This window comes from Arthrobacter sp. TJ-266 (assembly GCF_058269115.1).
The window spans coordinates 771930-784100 of record NZ_JBZCNC010000001.1 but is presented as its reverse complement, the minus strand read 5'-3'; the positions used below and the strand labels follow the sequence as shown (position 1 = coordinate 784100).

10 protein-coding genes are annotated in these 12171 nt (G+C 71.3%); 6 read left to right on the top strand and 4 right to left on the bottom strand.

From position 1 onward, the window contains the following. Nucleotides 1-23: 23 nt before the first annotated feature. From AC4D12_RS04010 to AC4D12_RS04000, 3 genes are all read left to right on the top strand, one after another. Nucleotides 24-494: a hypothetical protein gene (locus AC4D12_RS04010; protein ID WP_490948606.1), complete on the top strand. Its 471-nt coding sequence runs from the start codon at nt 24-26 to the stop codon at nt 492-494. Nucleotides 495-699: 205 nt separating this feature from the next. After that, nucleotides 700-2262, top strand: a complete 1563-nt coding sequence (locus AC4D12_RS04005; protein ID WP_490948605.1) for a sensor histidine kinase — start codon at nt 700-702, stop codon at nt 2260-2262. After that, nucleotides 2259-2930, top strand: coding sequence for a response regulator transcription factor (locus tag AC4D12_RS04000; RefSeq protein ID WP_490948604.1), 672 nt, complete (start codon nt 2259-2261; stop codon nt 2928-2930). The genes AC4D12_RS04005 and AC4D12_RS04000 overlap by 4 nt, the downstream gene beginning before the upstream one ends. Before the next feature lie 65 nt (nt 2931-2995). On the opposite strand, the gene AC4D12_RS03995 is transcribed toward AC4D12_RS04000, so the two are convergent. From AC4D12_RS03995 to galU, 3 genes are all read right to left on the bottom strand, one after another. Further along, a complete protein-coding gene (locus AC4D12_RS03995) occupies nt 2996-3940 on the bottom strand; it encodes a hypothetical protein (protein ID WP_490948603.1) in 945 nt (314 codons plus the stop codon). 92 nt (nt 3941-4032) lie between these two features. Next, a complete protein-coding gene (locus tag AC4D12_RS03990) occupies nt 4033-4662 on the bottom strand; it encodes a GNAT family N-acetyltransferase (RefSeq protein ID WP_490948602.1) in 630 nt (209 codons plus the stop codon). 6 nt (nt 4663-4668) lie between these two features. Next, nucleotides 4669-5571 (bottom strand): UTP--glucose-1-phosphate uridylyltransferase GalU, encoded by a 903-nt coding sequence (gene galU, locus AC4D12_RS03985; protein WP_490948600.1) that lies wholly within the window; start codon nt 5569-5571, stop codon nt 4669-4671. Between the two features lie 57 nt (nt 5572-5628). Here galU and AC4D12_RS03980 point away from each other — a divergent pair, with 57 nt between their 5' ends. The 3 genes from AC4D12_RS03980 to AC4D12_RS03970 all read left to right on the top strand — a co-directional run bounded on the left by AC4D12_RS03980 (nt 5629) and on the right by AC4D12_RS03970 (nt 7704). After that, on the top strand, nt 5629-6321 hold the full coding sequence (locus tag AC4D12_RS03980; RefSeq protein WP_490948598.1) for a 5-formyltetrahydrofolate cyclo-ligase: 693 nt from the start codon (nt 5629-5631) through the stop codon (nt 6319-6321). Between the two features lie 144 nt (nt 6322-6465). Next, nucleotides 6466-6861 carry an FmdB family zinc ribbon protein gene (locus AC4D12_RS03975; protein ID WP_490948596.1) on the top strand — a complete coding sequence of 132 codons (396 nt, stop codon included), beginning with the start codon at nt 6466-6468 and terminating at the stop codon, nt 6859-6861. Between the two features lie 171 nt (nt 6862-7032). After that, entirely contained in the window at nt 7033-7704 is a 672-nt protein-coding gene (locus AC4D12_RS03970) for an RcpC/CpaB family pilus assembly protein (protein ID WP_490948594.1), read from the top strand. Between the two features lie 76 nt (nt 7705-7780). Here the strand turns inward: AC4D12_RS03970 and AC4D12_RS03965 are convergent, their stop codons facing one another. Further along, nucleotides 7781-12064 (bottom strand): DUF4011 domain-containing protein, encoded by a 4284-nt coding sequence (locus AC4D12_RS03965; protein WP_490948592.1) that lies wholly within the window; start codon nt 12062-12064, stop codon nt 7781-7783. Between the last annotated feature and the right edge of the window lie 107 nt (nt 12065-12171).

The following is a 12171-nucleotide window of genomic DNA, read 5'->3' as shown; positions in this document are numbered from 1 at the left end:
TCCGGCGCCGTGATACTGGTCGCATGCGATCCTCGGCGAGTCGTCTCTGGCTACTGAGCGCGGTCATCACCGCGCTCCTGGCCACCACGGCGCTGACGCTGGCCGCCTTCCTCGGTTCCCCGGACGACCAGCCGCTGGGCCCGGCCGTCGTCGTCACCGGCGACGCGACGCCGCAACCGTCACCGCAGGCGTCACCGACCGGGTCGGAGGTGCCGCCGTCCCCATCGGAGCCGTCCCCCGCTCCCGCCGCGCCTCCGGCTCCTGCGGCGACCATCCCCGCGCCCGTACCCGCCCCGCCTGCTCCGGCGCCCCCGGTGCCGGCTCCCCCCGCGCCCGCGCCCGCGGTGCCCGCACCCGCAGCACCCGCCCCGGGCCCCGCCGTCGTTCCCGCGCCTCCGCCGGTCATCGGCCCGGGGGACGACGACGGGGATGACGACGGCGGAGATGACGGCGGCGGAGATGACGGCGGCGGAGATGACGGCGATGATGGCTGACCAGACCCAACCGCTCCCCGTGCTGCCCCTGCCCGACGGCACCGTCTCCCCGGCTCCGGCTCCCTCTGGAATGTCCGATCCCGGAGCCGTCCGCATACCGCCGGCACCTGCCGCGCCCCCTCCGGCCGCACCTCGGAAGGAAAGGCCGGTCCGAGCGTCCGACGTGCCCGCAGCGTCCGCCGATGCGGATCAGGACGATCGGGGCATGCCGGGACCGTTCATCCGTCTCGGCCGCATCTTCGGGCGGGCGAGCCGCCGCTGGTCCGTCCGCTCCCGGGTCCTGAGCGCCCTGCTGGCACTCTCGGCGCTCGGCCTGCTGGTCGCCGGGACCACGGCGTACAGCCTCCAGCGCGCGGCCCTCAACGCGGGCATGAACGACTCCCTGGCACGCAGCTTCGGCGAGTTCGAGAACCTGCTCGCCACGGGGATCGACCCGGAGACGCGGGGCGACTTCGTCTCCGCGGAAACGCTCGTGTACCTCGTGATGCAGCGGACCCTGCCCGCACCCAACGAGGGCATGATGGGCGTGCGTGACGGCGAGGCCGTGCTGCTGGCGAACGAGACCGTGCCGCTCCGTCTCGAGGAGGACCCCGAGCTGATCGACCTCGCCTCCGCCGCCCGGATCGACGACGACGTACGCATCACGAGCATCGACACCGCCGGGACCACCTACCGGGCCATCGTGGTGCCCGTGCAGCTCAGCGCGGACACCGCACCGACCATGTTCGTCCTCGCCTTCGACTCCGACGCCGAGCACGCCCAACTCGACCGCACCTTCACGACGTTCGCGCTCATCAGCCTCGCGACGCTCGTGCTCATCGCGGCGGTCGGCTGGCTGCTCATGGGCAACCTGCTGCACCCGGTGCGGCGGTTGCGGGACACGGCGCGGAAGATCGGGGACACCGACCTCTCACGCCGCATCCTCGTCACCGGTAACGACGACCTCTCCGACCTCACCCGTACCTTCAACGCCATGCTGGAGCGCCTCGAGACGTCCTTCGGATCACAGCGTCAACTGCTCGACGACGTGGGCCACGAACTCCGGACACCGATCACGATCATCCAGGGACACCTGGAGCTCCAGGACTCCCGCGACCCCGAGGACGTCGAGGCCGTCCGGGCCGTGGCGCTCGACGAGCTCGAACGCATGCGCTTCCTCGTCGATGACCTGGTGACACTCGCCGGGAGCACGCGTCCCGACTTCGTCAGGGCCGAACCGACCGACGTCGGACGGCTCACCGACGACGTGATCGACAAGGCCCGCGGTCTCGCGCCGCGCCGCTGGATCGTCGACTCCCGTGCGGACACCACCGCGGAGCTCGACCCTCGACGCGTCACCCAGGCGCTCCTCCAACTCGCGGCCAACGCGGTCAAGTTCTCGGCCGAGGGGTCCACCATCGCGGTCGGAAGCAGGCTCGAGGACCACGGGGTCAGCCTCTGGGTCCGCGACGAGGGCGTCGGCATCAGCCCGGCCGACCAGCAGAGGATCTTCGGGCGCTTCGAGCGCGGCGCCGACGGCAAGCGGGCCGAGGGATCGGGTCTGGGTCTCGCGATCGTGGAAGCCATCGCGGTGGCCCACGGCGGGCAGGTCACCCTGCTCTCCGCCCCCGGCCGTGGGTCCACCTTCACGCTCTCGCTCCCGGTGGACGGACGCACCGGGGCGTCCACGGACGGCCCTCCTGCACGACCGTCCATCACGCGGCGTGCCACCACGCCATTCAGAACACAAACGCCAGTGCCGACCCCCGCACCGAGAGAGAATTCGTGACCCAGATCCTGATCATCGAGGACGAGGAGCGCATCAGCGCCTTCGTCGCCAAGGGCCTCCGCTCGGCGGGCTACGCGCCGTCGATCGCCGCCACCGGGCGCGACGGGTACCACCTCGCGCAGAGCGGGGACTTCGACCTGATCATCCTCGACCTCGGGCTGCCCGACCAGGACGGCTTCACGGTGCTCAGGCGACTGCGTGACGCCCGCAACGACACCCCGGTGATCATCCTCTCCGCCCGCAACACCACGGATGACACCGTTGCCGGACTCGAGGGTGGAGCCGACGACTACATGACCAAACCGTTCCGGTTCGAGGAGCTCCTCGCGCGGGTGCGGCTGCGGCTCCGGCAGGATACCGGAGCCGGCGAGACCTCCGTGCTCGCCCACAACGGCCTGCAGCTGGACCTCCGGGCACGTCGCGCGCTCATCGACGGCCGCGAGGTGGACCTCTCGGCCCGCGAATTCGCCCTGGCGGAGGCCTTCATGAGAAATCCCGGGCAGGTACTCAGTCGCGAACAGCTGCTCTCACGCGTCTGGGGCTACGACTTCGACCCGGGGTCCAACGTCGTCGACGTCTACGTGCGCTACCTGCGCAACAAGCTCGGAGCCGAGCGCTTCGCGACGGTACGGGGCATGGGGTACCGGCTCGTGTCCGAACGGCCCTGACAGGCGGGAGCGCAGACACTGACGGTCGCGCGCTGACGGTCGCGCGCTGACCGGTCGTGGACTTCTCAGGCGCGACGGCGCTGCAGGACGTCGTCGAGGTTGATGCGACCCGTCGCGGGAGCGGCATTCGACCCGGCAGCATCGTCCTCGAGGGGCGTCGCGCGGGCTGCAGCCTCGGAGGCCTTGATCGGCGTCCTGGTGGTGGGACGGGGGGCTTCGGGCAGGTCGAGGGGCGCAGGGGCCTCGCGCTCGGCCTTCGCGGCGTCCACGTAGGTGGGACGCGGGAGCTCGACGGGCACCCATGCCGTCGCACCGGCGGGCAGGACCTGCCTCGTGGCCGCCGCAGGTGCGGAGGTGCGGTCGGCGGTGCCCCGGGCGACGGCGAGGGCAGCCGTCCGGAGTTCCATCGCGGAGAGCGGGCGCGCGCCTGCGGACTCAGCGTCGAAGAGCTGAGTGGGACGCTGCGGCGCTGCGATGACGCGAGCGTGCGTGTGCACCGGCTCGGCGGTCGTGAGGACCGGGGCCATGGCGTGGTCGAAGGCACGCTGGACCCGCGCGTGGCGGCCCCTGATCGCCAGGACGCGCAGCACGGCGACGGCGGCGGCGGCCGTCAGGAGGCAGAGCAGAGGCGGGAAGAAGGGCACGAGGTCCAGGATGGCGAGCACGGTCGTGACAAGTGCTGCGACCAGCGCGAGCGCACCCGTCGATGCGACGCCGAGTCGGACGGAACGGGACGTGGGTTTGCTCGTCGCGAGCTTCCTCACCGCCTGCAGCCGGGCAGCCGATGCACTGCTGCGGGCAGAACCCGCCGCCCGCGGGGCCGGAGTGGGGTCCTGGTCTGCCATCATCATCGTGTTCTCTCCTGAACGATCCGCCGTCCGCTCCGCGTAGTCACGTGCGCTCCCGGACGTTGCCGGCATGGTTCCCCGGAGCACGAAGGGAGCAACCCATACGAGCCAGAGCCCGACGATCGCAGCCAGCACCAACGAGCTATCCAGGGAGAAGACCACACCTAGAACGGTAGGAGGAACGGGACGTCACGGACTGCATTACCCCCGGTGTGTCGGCAGGTCATATGCAGTGGAGGGCATCGAACCGTCGCTCACGCGCGGTGGGCGTCCATCCGCTCCAGCCACGGCGTCAGCAGGCCGTGCGGAACGTCCTCCTTGGTGAGCGCGAAGCTCCGGTGATCGGCCCACTGCCCGTTGATGTGCAGGTAGCGGGGCCGGAGCCCCTCATCACGGAACCCGAGCTTCTGCACCACCCTGAGACTGGCCGCATTCTCGGGGCGGATGTTGATCTCCATGCGGTGCAGACCGAGGTCGTCGAAGCAGTAGTCCGTCGCGAGGGCCACTGCCGTCGGTGCGATACCCCGGCCCGCGAGCTCGGAGTCCACCCAGTACCCGAGCGTCGCAGTCATCGCCGAGCCCCAGGTGATGCTCGAGACCGTGAGCTGCCCGGTCAGCCGCGCCTGCTTCGACCCTTCGGGCTGCTGCGTGATGAGGAACGGCAGTGCGGCGCCGGCCCGCGCCTGCGCCGTGAGCGACCGCACCATCTGGTGGTACGTGGGAAGGAACCCCTCGGGGTCGGGGTTGGATGCCTCCCAGGGCGCGAGCCATCGCGCATTGCGGTGCCGCAGAGCGGTCCACGCTGCCTTGTCCCTGTGGCGGATGGGCCTCAGGACCAGCGAACCGGTCCTGAGGTTCACGGGCCAGCTACCGGCCGACCACATGGTGGATCAGTCCGTGATCCCCGCGCTGAAGTCCTTGATCCACGCGCGAAGGTCCGGGCCGAGGTCCTCGCGCTCGGAGGCGAGCGTGACCACGGCCTTCAGGTAGCTCAGCTTGTCGCCGGTGTCGTAGCGGCGACCGCGGAACACCACGCCGTACACACCGGAGCCCTCGCCGTCGGCCGCCGCGAGGGTCTGCAAGGCGTCCGTCAGCTGGATCTCGTCGCCGCGGCCGGGTGCCGTCGTCTCGAGGACGTCGAAGACTCGGGGGTGCAGCACGTAGCGGCCGATGACGGCCAGGTTCGACGGCGCATCCTCAACCGACGGCTTCTCGACGAGGTGGTTCACGCGCACGTGGTCCTCGCCGTCGACCTCGGTGATGTCCGCGCACCCGTACGCGCTGATCTGCTGCGGGTCCACCTCGATGAGCGCCACGACCGAGCCGCCCGTGGTGGCCTGGACCGCGATCATGGTCTCGAGGAGCGGGTCGCGCTCGTCGATGAGGTCGTCACCGAGCAGCACCGCGAACGGCTCGTTGCCGACGTGCAGCTTGGCCCGCAGGACGGCGTGGCCGAGGCCCTTGGGGTCGCCCTGCCTCAGGTAGTGGATGTCCCCGAGCTCGGAGGGCCGGCGCACGGCGGCGAGCTTGTCGTGGTCGCCCTTCGCCTCGAGCGTCTGCTCGATGAACGGCACGCGATCGAAGTGGTCCTCGAGCGCTCGCTTGTTCCGTCCGGTGATCATCAGGACGTCGGACAGACCGGCGTCGACGGCCTCCTGCACCACGTACTGGATGGCGGGCTTGTCGACGACCGGGAGCATCTCCTTCGGCATCGCCTTCGTGGCTGGAAGGAAGCGGGTCCCCAGCCCGGCCGCAGGGATGACGGCCTTGGTCACGCGTGATCCTAAAGTCATGGGACCCACACTACATAACGTGCCCGCTCCGGCCCGGTGGTTGCGCACAATGGTGCGATGGAGAGTATCGCGGCGACCGTACGTGCTAAGGACAAGGCGCTGCTGCGCTCGCGGATCCGCGCTGCACGCGCCGAGATGACCGCTCATGACCGCGCACGCCAGGCGGCCGATCTCGCCCGCGAGGTGCTGGCCCTCCTCGCCGGGCTCCCGCCGTCCGACGGTTCACCGAGCGCACCGGGTGCACCGGGTGCACCGGGTGCACCGAACGCGTCCTCCACCGACCCCCGCACAGGGACGCTCGCGGCCTACCTCGGTCTCGGGACCGAACCCGACACCACTCCCCTGCTGACGGCCGCGCACCGCCTCGGGTACGACGTCGTCGTCCCCGTCTGTGAACCGGGGTACGCCCTGTCCTGGGCGGCATGGGCACCCGGCGTCCCGCTCGTGCGGTCGCCGCGGGCTCCGGTCGAGGAGCCCACCGGTCCACGCCGCCGGTTCGAGGACATCGGGGGCGTTGCCCTGATGGTGGTGCCCGCCCTGTGCGTCGATGGTTCGGGCTACCGCCTGGGCCAGGGCGGCGGGTACTACGACCGTTTCCTCGCGCAGCCGGCCGTCCGCGGTTCCGGTGTGCGGGCGATGGGGATGGTGTACCGCTCCGAGCTCCTGCCGGCGGGAGCCCTGCCGGCCGAGACCTTCGACCAGCCGCTCGACGGCGTCATCACCGCGGACGGCGCCCGGCTCCTCCCCTGAGTTCCGCCCGGCGCCTGGAGCCGAGCGGCGCCCGTGGCCCCTCCCGAGCCGGCGACCCCGTGTAGACTGGCACTCGACCCCGGAGAGTGCCAGCTCTTCGCCAGAGCCCTCCGGGAGCCACGCCGTTCGCCCAGGAGGATTCCCATGCCCACGTACGCCTACGCCTGCAAGGACTGCGGCCACGCCTTCGACATCCAGCAGTCGTTCACCGACGAGTCGCTGACGGTGTGCCCGGAGTGCGCCGGCCTGCTGCGGAAGAAGTTCAACAGCGTGGGCGTGGTCTTCAAGGGCTCCGGTTTCTACCGCAACGACTCCCGCGACTCGACGGCCACCGTCGACGCCGGGTCCTCCTCCCCGTCGTCGGACGCATCGTCCACCTCAGGAACGACGTCGGCCTCCCCGGCGTCGACGTCGTCCTCCTCGTCCTCGTCGTCCTCGTCGAAGGAATCGGCTACGGCCGCGCCGGCGTCGTCCGGTGCCTCGGGTGCCTCCAGTGCCTCCGGCAGGTCGTCGACGGGGTCCGCTGCCGCGGCTTCCTGACCTCGAGCGGAACAGGCACGTCGACCACGGTCACGGCGTCCGAAGGGGCCCGTGCCGGAGCGTGCACTCGGGCGTCCACCGGGACGGTGACGTGGGTGTGATCGGCTCGACGCTGTCCACATAGCGACTCCCCCGCGGGACGTGACCGGGCGCCGATCCTAGGGTCGAGCCATGACCCGAACCGGCACCACCCCGTCCCTCCCGCTGCGCACCCGACTCCGCCGTGCCGTGTATCGGCACAAGCGCCTCATGGCCTGCCTCTGCCTCAGCGCTGCGGCAGGCATCGCGGTCGAGGCGGGCGTGGGCGACGACGCCGCGAGCCGACCCGCGCTCGCTGCGGCACGCGACCTCGCGGTCGGCACCGTCCTGAGCGACGCGGACCTCGTGGTCGTCGACCTGCCCGAGCAGGCATCGGTCGGGAATACCCTGCTCGCCGCGGACCAGGCGGTGGGTCAGCAGCTGGCCTCGCCTCTCGCCGAGGGCAGCCTGGTCCCGGAGACCGCACTCGTCGGCGAGGCGCTCCTCACGGGCCTACCCCCGGGCACCGTCGCCGTCCCCCTGCGCCCGGATGATCCGTCGACCGTCCAGCTGCTCGCACCAGGTCAGAGCGTCGACGTCATCCTGAGCACCGGCAACGGCTATGACGTCGCCTCGGACAGCCGGGTGGTCGCACGCTCCGTCCCCGTGCTGTGGACCGCGCCGGACGGCGGCGGCGGAGCCTGGCCGGGCGAGGACGGCGACTCCGGTCTCGTGGTCGTCGCGGCCGGTTCCGAGGACGCCGCGGTCCTCGCGGGAGCGTCGAGCTCGGGCGAGGTCCACCTCGTCCTCACCTCCGGCAGCTGACCGGTGCTGGCGCGCCGCGGGTGGTGGACCAGGCAGCCCTGACAATCACTCGTCAGGGCTGCGCGTCCGGCGGCGGTCAGCCCCAGTGCGGAGGGCGCTGCTCCTCGAGCCAGGCGTCGTGGTTCTCCTCGGCGTCACCCCACGCACGCGGATCGTCCTCGCCCGCCTTCGTGGGCAGGACGGGAGTCGATCCCGGCGTCGTTCCCGTCGCGTTCTCCGCCGTGGTTCCCGACGCACCTCCCGGTGCCTCGTCCGTTTCCGGCGCCCCCCGACCCAGGGCCGAACCACGGCCCGGGTGCTGCTCGTCCTTGCGCATCCTCACCGCTTCCTTCCGTGTGGTCGGCTGGTCCGGTGTCTCCCGGGGCGGAAGTCCGATCAGTGCGGACGCGCGTTCGGCGCACCCCTCGGGATCGGTGAACACCTCGATGGTCCACAGGGGCATGTAGCGCCAGCCCATGCGCTCGAGGACCTGGGGCCGGAGCCTGCTCCGTTCGCGCACGGACATGGACCCGTACCGCTCGGTGCCGTCGGACTCGATGGCGAGCGGTGCCGGGCGCTCGTCGCGCGAGGTGGCCGCGGTGCCGTCGGCCAGGACGTCGACCGGCCGCGCCGCGACGATGTCCAGGACATCCGCGTAGTGGTCCCAGACCTCGGCGCCGCGGTGCCGCAGGCGGTCCACGAGATCGGCGACGAGCGGATCGGCGTTACCACCGGTACTGACGGACGGGTGCGCCCTCTCGCCCAGTTCGTGCTGCAGCAGTGCGAAGAAGTCGAGTGCGCCGGTGGTCATGCGCTCCGGATCGAGATCCGTCGGCTGGAAGCAGGTCAGCACGTGCTGGCGACGGCGCGCCCGCGTCATCGCCATCACGAAGTTGCGCCGACCGTCCGGTGCCGAGAGCGGGCCGAAGGAGTGCAGGGCCCGCCCGTGCGGCGTCCGGCCGTAACCGAGCGAGAAGATGATCTCGTCGCGGACCAGCCCGCCCGCACGCTCCACGGGCACCACCCTGAACGCCTCACGCCCGGGCGTGAAGAACTCGGAGGCCCACGGGAACTCCGCCAGCTGCAGCCGGATCGCCTCACCCACGCGTGCGGCATGCCGTGCGCTCGCGGTCACCACGGCGAGGGAGGAAGCGGGCCTGTGCCGGATGTGCTCGAACACGAGTTCCACCACCCGGTTGACCTCGACCGCGACGCTCTCGACGCCGTCGTGCTCGGAACTCGGCATGCCCGTCCCGTTCGGCAGGTACTCGACCTGGAGGCCACGGTGGCCACCCGTGACCTCGGACGCCTGCGGCAGGCGCGAGAGCTTGCCGTTGTAGAACGTCTCGCTCAGGTAGGTGTCGAGGTCGCGATCGACACCGCGGTACACCTGCGTGAGCCCCCGGACGGGAAGCACGTCGCGGAGGGCATCGAACGCGCTGGGCAGGGGCTCGAGCGTCGAGGCGCGATCAGCCGACTGCAGCTCGATGCTGAAGCGCGTCGGCCCGGCGAGGCGATCGTCGCCGAACACGACCGTCTGCCGCGCACGGGCGACGCAGGGCACTGCGCTCTGCAGGGACATCGACTCGCCGTCGAGCAGCACGGCGGTGTCGAAGCGGTACGCCTCGGGAACGGAGCCCCGCACGGTCAGCGGGCTGGCGGCCCAGACCGGGAGCAACGCCGCGACGAGATCGGGGTGCAGTCCGGCGAACGCCTCGAGGGTGAGGGTGTCCTCCTTGAGCCCCTGACGGAGCTTCGCTGCATCCCCGGGATGATCGGCGATGGCACGTGTCCATCGTTCCGCCAGCGACCAGCGGATGCGGCCCGGGCCCGAGGCGATGTGCGCGTTGTCGGCGAGCCGGAACTCCGCCTCGAGGGCGCGCAGGCTCGCGCCGTCGGACATGGCGAGGTAGTCGTCGCCGCTGATCATCGCTTCGAGAGCCGATTGCCACCAGGCGAGCTCGAGTTCGTGGCCCACGTGATCGGCGGGCACCTCGCGCGCGGCGAGATCGTCCAGCAGGTCACCCAGTCCCTGTTCGCGCATCTCGTCGAGCAGCAGGGTCCGCTCGGGGAGCGTCTCGAGCGTCGCGCGATCGGAGGCGAGGCCACGCAGCAGGCTCTCCAGCGCGTCGAGGTCGAGAGCCGCGAGATCCGGGCGGGCAGGAGTGGACCGCAGCAGGGACGTCAGGTCCGCGAAGCGACCCTCCATGGCCACGTAGGCGGCATGGATCTCCGCGAGGCCCGTCGGCACGGAGGGGTGGCGCTCGGTCAGCGCGTAGCGGCTCCAGGAGGTCCGCTGCTGCTGAACCTCCAGCAACGAGGAGTGGAGGTCCGCGATGTGCACGCCCGGGCGGATGTACTCCTTGGCCACGCGTCGCAGCCTCGACCGCGTCATGGAACTCATCTCGATCTCGCGCTCCTTGCGCCAGGACGCGGGCGCGGTGGCGGAGATGAGATCGGTGACGGGACGGTCGAAGATGTCGGGAGTGAACTTGTCGAGGCTGCCCCGCACGGAGACGAGGAGTTCGAGCTGCTCGCCCCACTCGCCGAACGTGCCGCCGAGGGTGATGTGCGAGTGCTCGGCCACCCGCTGGACCCTTCCGCGGAGGTCGGGGAGGTCGGTGGCGAGCCCTTCCGCGAGCGCGTGCGCGTGCTCCGTCTCCTTGCGGTTCAGGAGCTGGGCCCCGTACCAGGGGCTCTCCGTGGCGGCCCTGCTGAAGCTGCCGAGCTCTGCGGCCCGGTGCAGCCGCTCGGTGAGTTCCCTGCGGTCGGTGATCGAATCGAGCACGCTGCGCTTGAGCCGCACCGTGGTCGAGGGCGCCGGATCGAGGGCGGTCAGCCCGGCGAGGGACTGCATGGCCTGGTAGGGCGAGCACGCCCACCGGCTGCGGACGTTGTGGAGGCTGCGCACGTGCTCCATGAGCTGGTGTCGGTGCCCTGTGAGGGTCTCGTGGAGCGAGCCGAGCTGCGGCTCTACGGCCTTCTCGTTCCGCACGAGAGCGCGGATGACCGCGTCCCGGAGCTGGGCGGGGCCTGTGCTGCTGCCCAGCTGCAGCACGAGGGACCCGAGGCCGAGTCCGTCGAGGTCCTGGACGAACTCGTTCAGCGTGCCACGCCGCTCGGCGGCGACGATGACCGTTCGTCCCCCAGCAGCAGCCTGTGCGGCGAGGTTCAGGGCGGTCTGGGTCTGCCCGGTGCCCGGAGGGGTCGCGACGGCGAGGCTCACGCCGGCGGCCGCGAGGTCGAGGACCTCCTGCTGGGCCACGTCCGCATCGAGCACGAGCATCTCGCCGGCCGGGTCACGCTCGTCGGCGGTCGGGAAGTGACGGCCGTCCGCGGCGTCGGAAAGGAGCCGGGAGCCCTCAGCGTCACCCCGCGCGAAAGACATCAGGGCCGACAGGATCTCGTGGTCCGGCGTGAGCGCGGGGTCCCCCGTCACGCCTGCGAGGTCCGCGAAGGTGGAGACGAGGACGCGGTGCTCCACCGACATGCCCCGCACCCCGTCCGCGAGGATCCTCATGCGCTCGAGGACCGGGTGCGGATCCATCCGGGCCGTCCCGTAGGCGAGCCGGGCGATGCCCTCCGCATCGACGCGCAGCCCCTGCTTGTCCTGAAGGTGGCGGACGAGCGCGGGGTTCATGCGCGCCTGCTCGGTGATCTGCAGTTCGTAGTCGTCCTGCGAGGCGTGCACGGTGAGGGACACCGCGGTCAGCAGGACGGGTGCGTTCATCGTCTCGGACCGCCCGGTCTCGTCGACGGACCGCCAGGACGCGGTCCCCGCGGCGAGGTAGCCGACGTCGATCCCGCGTTCCGTGCTCAGCTCGAAGATCTTCGCCCGGAGCGCCCGGGCGGCGGCCTTCGCGGCACTGTACTGGACCGGGTCGCGGAGGAGGGTGGAGAGCCGGGTGCGTCGTCCCGCCAGGAGCTGCGCGAGGCCGGAGGGGTGTGCGTGGGTCAGGTCGATGCTCGTGCCGGCGGACGGCCGGAAGTGCAGCAGGGTATCGCCACTCGCCTGGGGTCCGAGTGCCTCGAGCCAGGGAAGGAGGAACGACTGCGCCGACGGGGTGTCCTCCGCCGGCAACTGCGGCTCCCCACCTGCCCGGTCCACCGACGATGCGGCCGATGAGGAGGTGTGCTCCTCATCCGAGCGCGGCACGGGACGGGCCCCGCGAGCGGCGGGCTTCTCGCCGGACGTGGCCGCCGACCGGTCCGATGCACTGCGCACGGAGCGGGTCGCGGAGCCTTCGCCCGCGCGCTGCCCGTCGTCGTTCCCACCCGGTCGAGCGTCCACGGACGTCCCTGCCGCATCCCGCTCGTTCTGCTCGGGCGCGGCGGCCTTCTTACCTGCGTTGTCTCGTGCTGATCTCGACCAGATTGGCATGTCTTCCAAGCTATCCGAAAAGCGTCCGGAGCCTGCGGATAGCAACGCAGCACCGGCGGAGCGGGAAGAGGCGGGTGCCGCCTCTTCCCGCTCCGTTTCCTTGTCTC